Genomic DNA, 15,827 nt, shown 5'->3' with positions numbered 1-15,827 from the left:
TCAGTTTCCTTTCACGTCACGCGCGCCGTAACGCGCCAGCCATGACGAGAAGCCGATAAGGGTCATGGTGAAAGTCAGGAGCGTGATCGACAGCGCGCCACCATAATTGAAGTCAAAAACCGTCGAATACTGCTGGAAAGCCAGCATCGCCAGAACAGTCACCTTCCCTCCAGACAGAAGCGCCGGTGTGACATAGGCACTTATTGCCATTGAAAAGACGATGATCCCTCCAGCCATGACGCCGTGCATCGTGAGCGGGAATGTCACACTGAAGAACGTTCGCACGGGACCTGCACCCAGATCGCGCGATGCGTGTTCCAAGGCAGGCTCGACCCTCGCCAGTGCGTTTCCGATCGTCAGAACCATGAACGGCAGCAAAATATAGACCAGTCCGATCAGGATCCCCGTTTCCGTTCCTAGGAAACGGATCGGACGATCAATCAGACCGGCGCCCATTAACGCGTCGTTCACGAGACCTGTACGCCCCAGAAGAACCATCCAGCCGAACGACCGGACAATGTTTGAGGTAAAAAGTGGAAGGATCAGCAGGATCACACAGGCCCTGCGCCAACTGCGCCACTTGACGATACGCACGAGGTACCAGGCAAGCGGGTAGCCGAGGATTGCGCAGATCAATGTCGACAGTATAGCGAGCCGGAAGGTGACGCCAATCACCTGCCAATGGTAGCCATCCATAAGGATCCGGCCATATTGGGCAAAACCGAACTGGCCATCCGGAGCGGTCAGTGAGGCAACGAGTACGACGCCGAGTGGCATCAGAAAAAATGCCGTGAACACACAGACCGGCAGTGCCAGCAGCCAACAAAGGGTCAGGCGAGAGGTAAACATCGCCCTAGCCCTCCAGAATATGAAGGTCTGAGGGATCGAAAGCCGCGATAACCTCGGCGCCTTCGGTAACGCCGTCCGGTAACGCACGGTATTGGCGGGCGTGCAGTGTGCGTGCACCCGACTGCATGTAAATGTTGGACGTGCCGCCAACATAGGTGGTCGCTGTGACACGCCCGGGCAGTGACAGCCAGCCGGCCGGCACATCGTCCAGGTGCCGGAATACGCGTAGATTTTCCGGGCGAAGAATGCCCTCTGACTGTCCCTCGGCAAATGAGCGACCGTTGGAACTCATGGGCAGAACGGTGGCTTCACCGATAAAATCAGCCACGAAGCGTGTCTTTGGCTGGCGATATATTGTCTCAGGTGTGTCGATCTGCTCGATACTGCCTGACGACATCACAGCGATACGATCTGACATCGCCATGGCTTCGTCCTGATCATGGGTCACGAAGATAAACGTGATACCCAACTTGACCTGCAACTGTTTCAACTCGATCTGCATGCGTTTGCGAAGCTGCAGATCCAGTGCTGACAATGGCTCGTCCAGAAGCAACAGTTTGGGTTTGTTGACGATGGCACGTGCGAGCGCCACACGCTGTTGTTGTCCTCCAGACATCGCGCGCGGGCTGCGGGGCGCCATTGCCGCGAGCCCGACCATATCAAGAGCTTCCAGCGCGCGGACTTCCGCCTCCTTGCGCGACGAGCCGGCGCGTCGCGGGCCATAGGCAACGTTTTGTAAAACCGTCATGTGAGGAAACAGTGCGTAGTTCTGGAAAACCGTGTTTAGTGGTCGCCGTTCAGGCGCAAGCCTCGTCACGTCTTCTCCGTCAATAATGACACGCCCGCCGTTTGCGGACATGAAACCTCCGATGATCCGCAAAAGCGTCGTCTTTCCACAACCCGATGGCCCAAGCAAAGAGATGAACTCGCCCTGGGTCACGTCCAGCGACACGTGATCGAGCGCACGATGATGACCAAAGGACTTGGTGATGTCTGTAATTGCGAGCAGCGTCATTGGATCAGTTCGCTATTTCGCGGTTCCAGCGATCAGTGATGGCAGGTCGCTTGGCATTGACTTCAGTCCAATCGAAAAGCCGCAGGTTCTTGATCGATCCGCCGGTGCCCCATGGCAGCTTGCGCTCGACATCATCAGACAGCGTCACACCTGTAATGGCCGGACCAAGATAGAGTTTCTCCGCCAGGCAGGTTGCGGCTTCGCTTGTCAGAGCCGTGTCGATGAACTTCTGCGCAGCCTCTTCATTCTTTGTACCCTTGACGATATGCATTCGTGCATCAGTCGCCCACACCCCTTCGCTGGGAACGGTGAAGCCGATCGGCAAGCCGGCGTCGATCAGATCCCATGCACCGACATTGAAATGAGCGCCGATGAGGACCTCATTGCTCTGAAAAGCGTTCGATGCTGCGCCTGACGTATCGTAGAGAAGTCCCGAGTCCAACGATTTAAGCTTAGAGAAGGTCGCATCGAGTGTTTCGGTCGCGTCACCGAAAGCACCAGCAAGGAAAATTACGAACGGTACGCCGGCAGAATTGTTAGGTGAGGGAATGGCCACCGCGCCCGCATAGGCTGGATTCCACAACTCTTCCCAGCTTTGGGGTGCCTCAGTCACCTCGGAAGTATTGTAGATCAGTCCTAGTGAGTAATAACCGGCGCTGACGGCAAAGACATGATCACCGTTCTTGTACGCTGCCTCAGGTTGAAGTGCACCGGCATTGGCAAGCTTGGCCAGATCGATTGGCGCAAGAACACCTGCTGCCTCGGCGATCTCGCTGACGCCACCATCCATGTAAGCAACATCAATAACCGTGTCGCCCGTCTGCTGTTGGAGCTTGGACAGTGTCGTGGTCGAGTTTCCAATCTCCGCGATGACCTGGATCCCGGTTGCCGTGGTGAAAGGTTTCGCAACACAGGCATCGAAAGCCTCTCCCCAGTTGCCACCGTAATAGGCAACCGTAATCGACTGCGGCGCCGTTTGCGCAACTCCAACCTGCGAAATGAATGCGATGCTGGCGACCGTGCCGAGAAAAATGCTCTTCTTCATCTGATAGCTCCGTCTCTGGGGTAACGCGTTGTGCGCTTGGGATCGTTGTCCAGCCACGACCATAGCAAAGACCTCAACATACCTGTTGAATAATCCGGACACATGATTGAACATAACCGACGAATTGATGAGTTGGATCAGCCATGATGAAAGTTCAGGAAAACAGTTTCGAACTGCGCATAGCGTTCATATTGCAGAACAAATTCACGCTGGCAGCGTTTTCCGGGTTCATTGACGCACTGAGGCTCGCAGCCGATGATGCCGCCAAAAGCCGACAGATCCGCGTCGGCTGGGAGGTCTGTTCACTGGCCGGTGGTGCAGTCCATGCCAGTTGTGGCGTGGCAATTGCCACTTTGCCGATCCCACGCGATGCAGCAGGGTTCGATTACGTTGCTGTCTGTGGCGGTAACAGTTTTGATGATGACAGACCTGCCCCTGCCTTGATGAGTTTTATCCGTTCTGCGCATGCACAAGGTGTCGGACTGCTCGGTATCTGTACGGGGAGTTTCGCTCTGGCACGGGCGGGATTGGTCGCGTCACGTCGCTACTGTATTCACTGGAACGTTCTTGAAGCGTTTAAGAGCCGCTTCCCGCGCGCACAAATATCGCTCGACCGAATTTTCGCAGACGAAGGCGACGTAATAACTTGCGCAGGCTCTACTGCTGCAATCGACCTCGCCCTTTATCTCATCGTTCGACATTGTGGTCGTGAACGGGCCCAGCAGGTGATGCGACACATGATGCTCACATCGATGCGCCCGGCCAGTGTCCCGCAAGCGCACTTTTTCCAGATGCCACCCGATGGAACGGATAGCCGTGTGCGCAAAGCGCTCTACTTCATGGAGCAACAGCTCGATCAACCGCCCAACGGCCCCGCAATAGCACGCTATTGCGCGATCTCAAGCCGCCAGCTGGAAAGATTATTCCGCGCCAATTTGGGGCAGACGATCGGACAAACGTTTCGGAACATGCGGTTGAACTACGGGCGATACCTTCTTTCAGGCGGCTCGCTCTCTGTCATGGAGATAGCGAACATTACCGGCTTTGCCGACACTGCACATTTTTCTCGTGAGTTTCGTCGCGCCTTCGGTGATACGCCTACAAACTACCGGGCCGCTTCGAGCCCAGATCGTGGCTAGCGGTGTTTTTTTCCAAACCACAACTGCGCGCAGTTTGACACAAAGTGAAGCTCTTGGGAGCGACATCTGCCACCTACGGCGTCTTATGGCCATCGACATCCATTATTGCGGTTGCTCAAGCGATCTGGTCATCAGGATCTCATGAAACCTATTATCATTTTCTCTAAAACCATCCGGGATAAAACCGACCTCAGCAAAACCTCTTTTACGATAAAAGCGCCGTGCCGGTTCGTTATCCTCGCGGAGCACCAGCTCGATCTGCGAGATATCCTCTGTCCGAGCGTAAGCCTCGACCGCTTGCAACAGGGCGGACGCAAGTCCTGATCCCCGCAAGGATTGCCGCACATAAACCATGACAAGCGTAGCGCGATGACGCATCATGGCTGGTTGTGATCGTTTCAAGCCCATAAGGCCAGCAGGCACGTCCTGGGCGAAGGCTATTTCCAGACCGCTCGCAGTCCGTTCGAAAAACTCCGTGAAGGCATTGAGCCTTGGCGCGAGGCGCCACCGGTTGATTACCTGCTGATCAACCATAGCATTGTCTCCCTTTTGAGTCCGTTGCACCGAGCGCGCGTAAAAAAACGGACCACCAAATAGCGCTTTAAGGTCTGCGCTCAGGAGACTTCGCATGAGCGAGTGGCGCAATCTGACGATATCAACAGATTGACTGATTGGCTGGAAGCTTTCGTCAGTGCGGAACCCTTGTTCAAGTCGCACGCCATGATCCGGGCGTAGTCGGTCCCGCCTCCCGCGGCGCGGCCACTACGCTGAGGCTCCTGCGGCGACGCTTTTCCGACCCTGGCGTGTCGAGAATTCCCGAAATCCCGCCTGAAGGCCAGCCGCTTTGCAAAGTCTTTCTTAAACCTCGCCAAGGCGGTTGATCCAAGGTGTGTCATTGCATGACTTAGAGTGGTCAGTCGGCACGACAGAAGTAGGGCGCGCCCGCACGCGAAAAATCGCGGTTGCGGCGCACATTCATCTGTTTGTCTGGTTTCCCCTGCAATCGGATCGTTCCGGCGATCAAGGGGCAAGCGCGCTGCGCGCTGTCACTCCGTCAAAAAAAAGGCTTTCACCCTTCGGCCGAACCTTCCGTTTTTTGTTGCCTCCATGACCCCTGTCACGCCGGATCCATCCGCCAGTGGGCTGGCTTCGCCCTCCCCCCTTTGCCCGGGAATACATACGTATTCCCAATCAAATTTGAGAGGGAGCGCCAACGGGGAAAATAGGAGTGTTTCGTGAGCCCTGAGCCTTCTTTGAAATATGTTGTGGTCGAAAATGCAGGATATCAGGGTGAGCAGGATGTCTTCAGCCACCCTGATTTTAGGGTCGCGGCAAAGTGGCTGAAGGATCGGTATACCGATTTTGAGGTCAGAACATGCACATCGACATCGCCTGTGATCTGCCAAATGGCGATCGTACCTATGAAATCTAGTCCGACACCAGAAATGGTCCGCTACTCACTGGCCTGGAGAAATCCCCATACACAGCCACCGGGACCACGTGTTTTGCATGCGGTACTCGTGACGCGGGGTGAAAAGTGCCCTCAAGAAATCCTCGATCTTTGGTCGCCGGGTTGTGGTTATGCCGTGACGTGGGAACTGGTGACGCAGCGGCCTATTCGACGCTGGCGCAAGGAAGCGAGAGCAAGGGTGCGTAGCAAGACCCTTGAACGACGCATGACGGCAAAGTTCCCGCTGTTCGCGGTCGAGTTTATCGCGCAGGAGCTGGAGAAGCGCCCGCAATATTACGAAGGCGATTACTAACCCGCCTCCTCGTCCCGCCATCAATGACAATCCATCCCGCCTGAACGCTCAAAGGTTCAGTCGCGCGTTTCCTATGGGTATTCCTATGTCCAGTTCTTATGTGGCCACCATCGTCAAGCTATTCGAAAAGTGCCGGTACAAGCACGATCTTTACACGGTGTTTTCTGACTGGTGCCAGTGCGCGGCGATCTCGTTGAGCAATGCCGCCGATCTGCCAAAGCGCGATGAGCGCGAGAGCCAATATCTGGAAGTGGTGCGCCGGTATGACCCGGCAACATTAAAGGTGTTTCCCGAGATCCTTGGCGCGGTCGTAAAGGCGTTGGAAGAAAAGCCAACGGATATCCTGGGGCAAGTGTTTCATGCGCTGGAGTTGCACAACACCGCCCGAGGTCAGTTTTTTACGCCCTACTCCATTTGCGAAATGATGGCGAAGATCAACATAGGATCAGGTGACGATATTGCAGCCGTCATGAAAGGCCGGGGTTATATCCGCGCGCAGGAACCGGCTTGCGGTTCTGGAGCGATGGTTATTGCGCTGGCCGAGGCCATGAAAGACGCAGGCCATAACTATCACCAGTGCTTGCATGTGACCGCAATTGATATTGATCGCCGTGCTGTTCACATGGCCTATATTCAGTTTGCCCTTCTCCATATTCCGGCTGTGATCCTTGAGGGCAACACGCTTTCACTTGAGTTTCGCGATGAATGGAAAACCCCGGCGCATGTCCTTGATCAATGGGATGCAAAGTTCAGGTTGTGGGATCAGATCGACAGGGTGAAAGAGCGTTGTTCGTCGGTTTCTGCGCCTGTGTCGCTTCCGTCCGTCAAGACCAACGACCTACCAACACAGGATTATACCATTGAAAAAACAGGACAAATCCGGTTGTTCTAGTGTTTTTTGTTGTAGATTGGATATCCTTGTGATATAAAGGAGGATATCCAATAAGAGGGTTTTGAGATGGGCCAACTCTATATCAAAGACGAAGCAGTATATGATCTGGCTGTAGCTGTGATGAAGGCTACCAACGCCAAGAGCAAGACGGATGCTGTTCGCCAGGCGCTGCTGCATGAATTGCAGCGTGCGCAACAAACCGTGCCTTTGCGGGATCGCGTGCGCGAGCTTCAGGATGCCGTCGCCGCAAAGCGTGGGCCAAACCCGAAACCTATTGATTTGAAGAAAATCTCTGACGACTTGTGGGACATGTAATGTATCTGGATGCTTCAGCTATAATCTCGATCCTGGCAAACGAGGACGACAGCGGCTACCTCTTGGCAAAAATCGAGATGACCAATAAGCCGATTATGTACTCGTCGCTCACTGCGTATGAAGCAGTTGTCAGTCTTGCGCGCGTATACACGGAAGACAGGATCGGTAGTAATAAGCCCATCCCGAAAGAGTTTTTGGACGATGCGCAGGAAGCTGTTGAACAGTTTCTGTCCCTCATCAATGCGCGTGACATTTCCATCAGTGGAACCACCCACCGCAAGGCGCTGGCGGCAAACCGTGAATACGGGAAGGTCGTTGCCAGCCCTGCCCGATTGAACATGGGCGACTGCTTTGTTTACGCGATGGCAAAGGAATATCGTTTGCCACTGCTGTTCAAAGGCGATGACTTTACAAAAACCGATATCGAGCAGGCATAGGGCGAGATAGGGCTGGCGGTATTAATTGCTTCCCAACTACACCGCTCTCCAAATTTGCGTATCGCTGTAAAGTTCAATTGGTTAGGGAACCAACAACGGACCAATGACTTGTGAACACATACAGTTTTGTGGTTTGGGGTTATCACTATGAAGATTATTCTAGCTCTCACAGTCTATAGCGTCGTCAGCATGACCGCGTTAACAAGCTACGCACAGACGAGCAATGACGCTGCCGTGCAAGCCTGCCAGTCCACAGGGCTCATTGCGCTCAAACAGAGAGCGCCCGAGATAACAGACCTTGTTTTAGATATGGAAACGCTCGCGGTTAGCGCGGCCGACACGAAAGTTGAAGACGTTGCTGTGAAGGCTGTAATTATGGGCGATGCTTACATCGCTCGCGGTGGTCAGACTGGAAAGCCGGACCGCTTCGTTTGCCTTATTGGAGATAAGGGCAAGGTGCTTCTTACTTTCTTTACCGCGCAGTAGTCCCTTCGAGAGGGGGTGCAAACCGGTTGATCTAGGTCGGGATGATGATGTGTAGCAACTTGCCCGGTTCGTTGCTTCAGCCCACCTTGGCTCTCATGTTACTCTTGCGGGCGGTCAGATCACAATACGCCGATTACTGCGGGGGTTTGGTTTCCTGGACCAGTGCCAAACTCGACTATCGCGTCGTTCTGCGCATCCGCAACTTGCCATCGAGACGGCTTTATCTGTTCAATCCGGTACCAACGCACAAGGATTTACGCCGTCTGGTCAGCGGCAAGATCCGCGAAGAACTGATTATCGCAAACTGGCCTGTTATCGGTCGCGAGCCAAGTGCCGACTGTCGAGTTTTGCTTCAACTTTCGTAGTGGTGTCTTTAAATACATACATGTTCTTAGCCGCAAATTCCGGACTGAAAATTTCGTCAAGCAAATTCAAAACACGGTGCACTCCTACGTTTGTGCAAGTGTAGTAGACAATTTGAGATTTACGGCGTGTGCTGACCAAACCGTCCGACCTCAGTTTTGCCAGGTGCTGGGATACAGCAGACTGGCTTATGGTCATTTTTGAACAAAGCTCACCAACAGACACTTCTCGTTTAGTCATGAGCGAGAGCATTTCAAGCCGCGTAGCGTTTGAAAGATTGGTCAGCAACCGGGCTTTTGATGCATTTGAGTACATTCTACCAAGCTCCTAAATTAGGCGTTAGATGCCATAGGGGAAAGCCCAAGAATTGTCTGAAACAGCAGCTTATGTTTTTCGGCTGTCTGCGCACGCAAGGGTGAACCTTCCCCTCAGAGGTAAGGACCATCTCAGGTTCGCAAACCAAAGCACGCTCAGATCGTAACCGTACGGCCTTAATCGAACACAGGCCCTTGGGTACCGATCACTTCGGAACAAACTGCAACTGATTGAGTTCACCTACAGAGCGCGGGCCGTGTCAACCGGACGCGACAGGGATGGTGAACATCGCGGTTTTTCCGGTTTCTCGCGATGGCCAACGAAACGGCAGACGAGCGACCCACCTATCCGGCTTCGCACTCGATACTATACAAAGTGGCCGACCTTGCAAGGTTGTACGGAAGGAAAAGGACATCAATCTTCAGCGTAGACTCTGAAGGTGCTGATGGGTTTGGAAATGTTCTTTACCCGTTGAAATCCCGCATCCTCAAACTTTAGCTTTCGGTGCTTTCTGACATGATCTCTCACTGATCGTGAAACGCATATTCCACCAGGCTCTGAAATGCTTTCCAACCGCGCAGCTATGTTCACCGTGTCGCCAAAAATATCCCCATTGTCGATAATCACGTCGCCAACATTCATCCCGATTCTGAACCGAAGCTGATCATTTTCTGATCTGTCGATGTTTTGAATTCCCAAATGCTTTTGGATTTCAATAGCGCAATCGATTGCTGACAGGGCACTCGAAAAAGCCGCTACGATGCTGTCTCCGGCAGTCGTGATGATGACGCCACTGTAGTCCTCAATGATCGCATCAATGCCGTGTCTGGCCGACTTGAGCCGATTGAGTGTGTCTGCTTCGTCAATTTCCATCATTCTGCTGTAGCCGACCAAGTCCGCCGCCATGACGGCCATCAGGCGTCGATCGGCGTGCCCCAGAAGCTCATCTCTCGTCTTCTCGGCCGCTTTTGCGCGCGTGACCGTCGCGCGCACCACAAGGATACTCAAGCCCCCTGCGAGAGTTGCGAATAGTACGAGCAGGATTTGCATTCGCCTCTTTCCGAGAGCGACCGCTTCCAGCCGCGTGGCTAACTGCGCGACACCATCTTCTTTCATTTGGAGGATGACAGCCCGTATGCCATCCATCAGGATTTTACCCTGACCGGACCTCATGAGTGCAATCGATGCTGCCTCGTCCAAGCGACGAAGCTCGACGCTTTGCTGGAGCTCAGATTTCTTCTGCGCAACGAGACTTCGGAGCGCTGCGATATTTGATGTCTGCACAGGGGTGCTATCTACCTCTGCGAGTTTGTCGATGATGTTGTCCAACGACGCCATAGCGACGTTGTAAGGATTTAAATAGAGTTCATCACCCGTAAGAAGATACCCTCGTTGCCCTATCTCCGCGTCTTGAATGGATGACATCAGATCAGCGACACCGTTCTGGTATGCAACGGTTACTCGGAAAGCCTGATCTGCCTCCGAGTCTTCTGAGGCTATCCAAACCGATAGGAATATTGCGACGCAAAGAACAAGCCCAACGACTGTGGCAGTGATGGGCATCGCTCCGCTTGCAAGCTTCCCAGAAATCCTTGAATCAATGACAGAAGCGCGACGCATGTGTGTGATCCTGCTGCTAATAGCTTTGCCGATTCGTCAGCGGATTCTCGCCTTTATCTGACAGATTAAAGAACGTTTGACTCTGAACTTCGTTCAGAAAGTTTCAATTTGGGGATATTGCCCTGTCCATTGTCGAAATGCTTGGTTCCGCTGGAGGGAGAAACCGCCATCCGAAGCTATCAGCGCGTCTAAGAGCCAGGTCGAAATTGCCGACGCTTCATTACATGTTTGCTTTCAGGAGACCTTTTCCGAGATTGCCAAACCACCATCAACGACCTTTCCCCTAGGCGAGCTTCCACGATCGCCCGAGTTGTTTGGAACAAGGGAGGACCGTTTCGTTCTCGATCGGAACGAACCGGGTGCGGGACGGTTGATTCGCTGTCAAGCGTCACTCGGAGTATCTCGTGTGGCCGCGCATCGAGCACAGTGGAAAGGCTTCTTGAAGGTTGGTGAAGTGAGTTGTGGGATCGCGCTCTACACAGCGGCGTCACCACATTGAACTATGACTTCCAGGTTTGGTCTTCGAAGAAAGCATTCGAGGAAATGCCGAAGATTAAGCTTGAGGCCGAAATGTTTGATCTCGCCCGACATATCATCTCAACCAAGAAAGGCACATTCGATCCGGCGACATTCGATGATCGCTACGAAGCTGCCCTCACTGAACTCGTTGAAGCGAAGGTCTCCTGTAAGGCGCTTCCCAGGCGAAAGGCCGTCGAGGTTTCAAAACCGAATGACCTGCTGGAAGCGCTTCGTCAAAGTGCTGTCATGTCGAAAGGTGGTGAAGCGAAACCGAAACGCGCTGCGGCCAACGCCAACAGGACAACGGCTAGAAAACCCGCAGCCCGAGGGGCCGCTAAAAGTTCGTCATCGTCCTCGGCACGCAGAAAGGCTGGTTGATCATGCCTAGACCTTATTGGCGCGGTTATCTTAAACTCCGCTTTGTGACCTGCCCTGTTACGATGTCACCGGCTACGTCGGAGAGTGACAAGGTTCGCTTTCACACTTTAAACTCCGAAACCGGCAACCGTGTCATTTCCCAGTACATCGACTCCGTGACGGGTAGGTGGGTGAAAGAGGGCGACGATGTTCGCGGTTACGCGCGGGGAGAAGACGACTACGTCATCCTTACGGACGATGATCTCGATGCTGTCGAGCTCGACACGGTGAAAACCATCGACGTTGAGAAGTTCGTACCAGCCGATAGCATCGAATGGGTTTATCTCGAAAAACCGCATTATCTGATGCCTGAAAGCTCAGTTGGCAACGAGGCATTCGCCGTTATCCGCGATGCCATGAAATCTGACTAAGTCGTTGGTGTTTCGAAACCCGTCAGGAGCCGCCGTGAGCGAGCCGTGGTGCAGGAACCTCGCGACGATGGCATCGTACTCTGGACTCTTCGTTTCGGTGATGAGGTCAGGCCTGAGAAAGAATACTTCGAGAATATCGAGGACGATTCTGACCCTAAACTAATCCCACTGATGCAGCACCTCATCAAGCAAAAAACCGAGAAGTGGTCGCCTGAGATGGTGAGCGACCCTGTTCAGGAAACGCTGCTGCAACTGATTGCGACGAAAAAGAAATCATTGAAACCAAGGAACGGCGGTCGAAAAGGGAGTGCCCCCGCGGAACCTAACAACGTCGTCAACATTATGGATGCACTGAAGAAGTCGTTGGCCAAAGAGCTTAACGGCGGAAGAAAGGCTGGCTGATATGCATTTGACTGAAACACACATTGAACACTCAAATGATGGCTGGAAGATCGAATTCATTGGCGATGATGGCGATGAAGTGATCGTCAAAGTCGCTGGTGACAACGATCTTGACGAGATCGATGTTGTCGAGCGGGCTCGCGCCGTGATGGTGCAATTAACTGCATTTGGTACTCGCGTCGGTGGAGAAAGCGTCAATTCCTATGATGCTCTCAGTAACGGTAATTTTGATGATGACGACAGTGTCGTGGAGACGCACCACTGACCGCCCCTCACCTTCACTCGTGTTTTGGATTTCGTGCAGGGTCGCCAATGGGCGGCCCTTTTTCAAAACGGGCGCCAAACCTTATTGTCGTGTTACGCTTCCAATTGACTGACGCCATCAACCGTTGATGCATCTTTTTCATGAGGTTGCGAGTTAGTGAGGTATCGCTAACGAAGGAGAATACCATGAGCAAGCGCGAACTGATTGATACGGGAACCGACAAGCGTTACGTCCGCCGAGATGAGGACGGCCGCTTCAAAGAATCCGTTGATGTGGGCAGGTCTCTCTCAGCAGACAAACGGCATGACGCCAAACACGATGCAAAACCGGGGGAAGGAGACAAGGGCGACCGCAAGTCGAAGTGATAGTCGCGACCTATAATGTCAATGGCGTAAACGGCCGACTTGAGGTTTTGCTGAAATGGCTCGAAAAGGCGCAGCCCGATATTGCCATACTTCAGGAACTGAAAGCGCCTGACATCCGGTTTCCCGAAGACGCAATCGGAAACGCTGGGTACGGTGCGGTCTGGCATGGTCAGAAGTCATGGAACGGTGTCGCGATACTCGCTAGAGGACAGATGCCATTACTCACCCGTAAGGGGCTACCTGGGGAACCAGAGGATGAACAGAGCCGCTACATTGAGGCTATAGTGGATGGCATCGTAATCGGCGGTCTCTATCTTCCGAACGGCAATCCATATCCCGGCACGAAGTTCGAATACAAACTCCGCTGGTTTCAACGTTTGCGGGATTATGCTGCGGGGCTTCTCGAACTTGGGGTACCCGTCATTCTCGCCGGCGACTACAATGTTATGCCGACCGAGCTCGACGTATATAAGCCAGAAAGATGGAAGAACGATGCACTCTTCCGCATTGAGGTCAGAGATGCATTTCGCGAGCTGATCGCTCAAGGATGGACGGATGCCATCCGTGAACTTCATCCCGATGAAACAATTTACACTTTCTGGGATTACTTCCGGAATGCCTATGCCAGAAATGCCGGGCTCCGTCTGGATCATCTCCTTCTAAGCCCCGATCTTGCCGAACGGTTAGCGAAGGCGGACGTAGACACGCATGTCCGAGGATGGGACCACACGAGTGATCATGCGCCTGTCCGAATTAAACTTGCAGAAAAACCCATCAAAAGGAGAACGAGATGACAACGCAATGGCGAAATGAACTCCGGCTCAAACTCGAAGACTTGGTCGACAGGTTCGTTACGGAAGGCGTCGACCAACAGGAAGTTCTCGGGGCGGTCAGCGAAGAGATAGGAAATCTGCATAAAGCCTACCAGCAAGATCCAGCTCCCGCTGACGACGGTAGCATGGTTGATGAACCAGCCAACGACTGGCCCGCTGCGACCTAACCATATTTTACGTCAACGAGGCATTTTACCAATGAGCCATTCGCTGTTGCCTCTCACGCCACATTCGCATCGTAGCTTGGGAAGCAACATAGTGATGACACACTGTCTTCCGTGTTTTCGGGCCATCTCCCAGCGGTTGACAGGCGCAACCGGGTCGCAACTTTTGCAGTGGATCGCGAGCGTTTTCCATTCTGGTAACGAGGCGAATGTGTATTCGGGGTCATCAAGACCGTCGGGATAGTGGTCCGTTCTTTCCTTGCAATCCGACGGCCTCAATGACTCCGGTAGATCTGGCGCGAGTTCGCATGTCATGTGATGGCATTCGTGAGGTACGCTTCATGTCTGCCCAACTGCAATGCGGAGACTGGATCAATCTGCCCCGCATCGGTATTTCCGGCTTAACCGATATCGAAACCGAAGTGCGGGTGACACGGGCGGTGGCGAGGCTCTTTCTACAACGCTCGCCAACCCATGTGAACGACTTTGCTGGCTTTGCCACAATCACCTAACGTTGAGCAATCTTCGATTTACGCATTGAGACATTGGTGGGCAAGACATCGAGGATGAGACGATAAGTCGTGCCCTGTCCCCTAAAGTCCCGTTGCTTGTGTAAATATCTCCCAGCGATCCATCAGACCTTTCAATGCGTAATAAGAGCGAATGTCTTTTAGCAGAGAAAGCCATCATGAGCGCTGCCAGAAATTTGATTTTTATACTAGGCGACCAGCTTACGCTGGAAATGTCGAGCCTCGATGGTGCTGATCCCACGCAGGATATAATCCTGATGTGCGAGGTAATGGAGGAAGCAACGTATGTGCAGCATCACAAGCTGAAGATAGCTCTGATCTTCTCCGCAATGCGGCACTTCGCCGATGAGCTTCGGAATGCCGGGTTCACTGTCCGGTACACGCAACTCGATGATCCCGAAAATTCCGGAGGGTTTACCGGTGAGCTGAAACGCGGCGTTAGGGCCACGGGCCCCTCCTGCGTCATCGTCACTGAAGCCGGCGAATGGCGTGTGCTGGACGCCATGAACAGTTGGCAATCCGATCTTGGCATACCCGTGGAGATCCGAACCGACAGTCGGTTCCTCTGTTCTGGGGAAGGTTTCCGGGCCTGGGCTGCGGGGCGGCGATCACTGACTATGGAATATTTTTACAGGGACATGCGCAGGAAAACCGGTTTGCTAATGAATGGCGACAAACCTGTCGGCAGTCGGTGGAATTTTGATGCCGAGAACCGAAAGCCGGCGCAGCCTGATCTGTTTCGGCCGAAACATCCGGAGTTCCGGCCAGACCGGGTGACGGCAGAAGTGCTTGACTTGGTCGAGCGAAGTTTCCCGAGTAACATGGGATCGACCAAGAATTTCAGCTTTGCCGTTACCGGTGCCCAGGCATTGGATGCAGCGGATGTATTCATTCGGGACTTCCTGCCGCATTTCGGTGAAACACAGGATGCAATGCTGATTGAAGAGCCATTCCTCAATCACGCGCTGCTGTCGTTCTACATTAATATCGGACTGCTCAATCCTCTGGCTCTTTGCCGCGCTGCAGAGCGCGCCTACTTCGAAGGCAATGCCCCACTTAATGCCGTCGAGGCGTTCATCCGCCAGATTATCGGGTGGCGCGAGTATATCAGGGGCATCTACTGGCTGAAAATGCCCGGGTACGAAAAAAGCAATGTGTTTGAGGCACAGCGGCCCCTACCCGACTTCTTCTGGAGTGGTGATACCGACATGGCGTGCATGGCAACCGTCATAAAGCAGACTATTGCTCATGCGTACGCCCACCACATCCAGCGGCTGATGGTGGTTGGAAATTTCTCGATGCTGGCAGGCCTCGACCCCCATCTCGTTCATTGCTGGTATTTGGAAGTGTATGCTGATGCCTTCGAGTGGGTGGAACTCCCCAACGTCATAGGTATGAGCCAATTCGCCGATGGCGGTTTTATGGCGTCCAAGCCCTACGCCTCAAGTGGCGCCTACATCTCACGAATGTCGAACTATTGCGATGGCTGCCGGTATGACGTCTCGAAGAAGACTGGAAAGGACGCCTGTCCCTTCAACGCGCTCTATTGGGATTTTCTCGATCGGAATGCTGGTACCTTGTCCAGCAATCATCGTCTGGCGCAAATCTATGCCTCTTGGCATCGCATGGAACATCAAAAAAAAGTGGCATATCGCGATAGCGCCGCATCTTTCCTGCAGAAGCTGGATGCCGGTGAACGCGTTTGACAACCCGCGAGTACTT

18 protein-coding genes and 2 pseudogenes are annotated in these 15,827 nt (G+C 53.5%); 14 read left to right on the top strand and 6 right to left on the bottom strand.

The genetic code is table 11. From position 1 onward, the window contains the following. From PYL13_RS22880 to PYL13_RS22870, 3 genes are read right to left on the bottom strand one after another with little or no spacing between them, the layout of a single operon-like run. On the bottom strand, positions 1 to 849 hold the full coding sequence (locus tag PYL13_RS22880) for an ABC transporter permease (RefSeq protein ID WP_275642978.1): 849 nt from the start codon (positions 847 to 849) through the stop codon (positions 1 to 3). A 4-nt stretch (positions 850 to 853) separates the two neighbouring features. Then, a complete protein-coding gene (locus PYL13_RS22875) occupies positions 854 to 1,864 on the bottom strand; it encodes an ABC transporter ATP-binding protein (RefSeq protein ID WP_275642977.1) in 1,011 nt (336 codons plus the stop codon). A gap of 4 nt (positions 1,865 to 1,868) precedes the next feature. Further along, a complete protein-coding gene (locus PYL13_RS22870; protein WP_275642976.1) occupies positions 1,869 to 2,909 on the bottom strand; it encodes an ABC transporter substrate-binding protein in 1,041 nt (346 codons plus the stop codon). 143 nt (positions 2,910 to 3,052) lie between these two features. Between PYL13_RS22870 and PYL13_RS22865 the strand changes: the two genes are divergently transcribed. Beyond that, positions 3,053 to 4,048: a GlxA family transcriptional regulator gene (locus tag PYL13_RS22865; RefSeq protein ID WP_275642975.1), complete on the top strand. Its 996-nt coding sequence runs from the start codon at positions 3,053 to 3,055 to the stop codon at positions 4,046 to 4,048. Between the two features lie 102 nt (positions 4,049 to 4,150). On the opposite strand, the gene PYL13_RS22860 is transcribed toward PYL13_RS22865, so the two are convergent. After that, positions 4,151 to 4,765: a GNAT family N-acetyltransferase gene (locus PYL13_RS22860; protein WP_275642974.1), complete on the bottom strand. Its 615-nt coding sequence runs from the start codon at positions 4,763 to 4,765 to the stop codon at positions 4,151 to 4,153. Positions 4,766 to 5,283: 518 nt separating this feature from the next. Here PYL13_RS22860 and PYL13_RS22855 point away from each other — a divergent pair. The 5 genes from PYL13_RS22855 to PYL13_RS22835 all read left to right on the top strand — a co-directional run bounded on the left by PYL13_RS22855 (position 5,284) and on the right by PYL13_RS22835 (position 7,941). Beyond that, positions 5,284 to 5,811: a hypothetical protein gene (locus PYL13_RS22855; protein ID WP_275642973.1), complete on the top strand. Its 528-nt coding sequence runs from the start codon at positions 5,284 to 5,286 to the stop codon at positions 5,809 to 5,811. 85 nt (positions 5,812 to 5,896) lie between these two features. Continuing rightward, positions 5,897 to 6,703: an N-6 DNA methylase gene (locus tag PYL13_RS22850; protein WP_275642972.1), complete on the top strand. Its 807-nt coding sequence runs from the start codon at positions 5,897 to 5,899 to the stop codon at positions 6,701 to 6,703. A gap of 66 nt (positions 6,704 to 6,769) precedes the next feature. Then, on the top strand, positions 6,770 to 7,018 hold the full coding sequence (locus tag PYL13_RS22845; RefSeq protein ID WP_259149628.1) for a type II toxin-antitoxin system VapB family antitoxin: 249 nt from the start codon (positions 6,770 to 6,772) through the stop codon (positions 7,016 to 7,018). Next, on the top strand, positions 7,018 to 7,455 hold the full coding sequence (locus PYL13_RS22840) for a type II toxin-antitoxin system VapC family toxin (protein WP_259149627.1): 438 nt from the start codon (positions 7,018 to 7,020) through the stop codon (positions 7,453 to 7,455). The genes PYL13_RS22845 and PYL13_RS22840 overlap by 1 nt, the downstream gene beginning before the upstream one ends. A 147-nt stretch (positions 7,456 to 7,602) precedes the next feature. Next, positions 7,603 to 7,941: a hypothetical protein gene (locus PYL13_RS22835; protein ID WP_275642971.1), complete on the top strand. Its 339-nt coding sequence runs from the start codon at positions 7,603 to 7,605 to the stop codon at positions 7,939 to 7,941. A gap of 312 nt (positions 7,942 to 8,253) precedes the next feature. Here PYL13_RS22835 and PYL13_RS22825 read toward each other — a convergent pair whose 3' ends face one another. Beyond that, positions 8,254 to 8,619: an ArsR/SmtB family transcription factor gene (locus PYL13_RS22825; RefSeq protein ID WP_250984802.1), complete on the bottom strand. Its 366-nt coding sequence runs from the start codon at positions 8,617 to 8,619 to the stop codon at positions 8,254 to 8,256. Between the two features lie 414 nt (positions 8,620 to 9,033). After that, positions 9,034 to 10,239, bottom strand: a complete 1,206-nt coding sequence (locus PYL13_RS22820) for a CHASE3 domain-containing protein (RefSeq protein ID WP_250984803.1) — start codon at positions 10,237 to 10,239, stop codon at positions 9,034 to 9,036. A gap of 489 nt (positions 10,240 to 10,728) precedes the next feature. Between PYL13_RS22820 and PYL13_RS22815 the strand changes: the two are divergent. From PYL13_RS22815 to PYL13_RS22780, 8 genes and pseudogenes are all read left to right on the top strand, one after another. Further along, positions 10,729 to 11,136, top strand: a pseudogene (locus PYL13_RS22815) (Ku protein); the annotation flags it as partial. Continuing rightward, positions 11,136 to 11,948, top strand: a pseudogene (gene ku / locus PYL13_RS22810) (non-homologous end joining protein Ku). The pseudogenes PYL13_RS22815 and ku, both read left to right, overlap by 1 nt. Position 11,949: 1 nt before the next feature. Next, a complete protein-coding gene (locus PYL13_RS22805; RefSeq protein WP_275642970.1) occupies positions 11,950 to 12,213 on the top strand; it encodes a hypothetical protein in 264 nt (87 codons plus the stop codon). A 185-nt stretch (positions 12,214 to 12,398) separates the two neighbouring features. Next, positions 12,399 to 12,578, top strand: a complete 180-nt coding sequence (locus tag PYL13_RS22800) for a hypothetical protein (RefSeq protein ID WP_250984805.1) — start codon at positions 12,399 to 12,401, stop codon at positions 12,576 to 12,578. Next, positions 12,575 to 13,372 carry an exodeoxyribonuclease III gene (xth, locus tag PYL13_RS22795; protein WP_275642969.1) on the top strand — a complete coding sequence of 266 codons (798 nt, stop codon included), beginning with the start codon at positions 12,575 to 12,577 and terminating at the stop codon, positions 13,370 to 13,372. Before PYL13_RS22800 ends, xth begins: the two co-directional genes overlap by 4 nt. After that, on the top strand, positions 13,369 to 13,578 hold the full coding sequence (locus tag PYL13_RS22790) for a hypothetical protein (RefSeq protein WP_275642968.1): 210 nt from the start codon (positions 13,369 to 13,371) through the stop codon (positions 13,576 to 13,578). Before xth ends, PYL13_RS22790 begins: the two co-directional genes overlap by 4 nt. Positions 13,579 to 13,853: 275 nt before the next feature. Continuing rightward, a complete protein-coding gene (locus PYL13_RS22785; RefSeq protein ID WP_275642967.1) occupies positions 13,854 to 14,087 on the top strand; it encodes a hypothetical protein in 234 nt (77 codons plus the stop codon). 176 nt (positions 14,088 to 14,263) lie between these two features. Next, a complete protein-coding gene (locus tag PYL13_RS22780) occupies positions 14,264 to 15,811 on the top strand; it encodes a cryptochrome/photolyase family protein (protein ID WP_275642966.1) in 1,548 nt (515 codons plus the stop codon). The last annotated feature ends 16 nt before the right edge of the window (positions 15,812 to 15,827 follow it).

Source organism: Agrobacterium sp. Azo12, from assembly GCF_029193765.2.
GTDB lineage: Bacteria > Pseudomonadota > Alphaproteobacteria > Rhizobiales > Rhizobiaceae > Agrobacterium.
The sequence above is the reverse complement of the archived record's forward strand: the minus strand, read 5'-3'. Positions and strand labels throughout refer to the sequence as shown.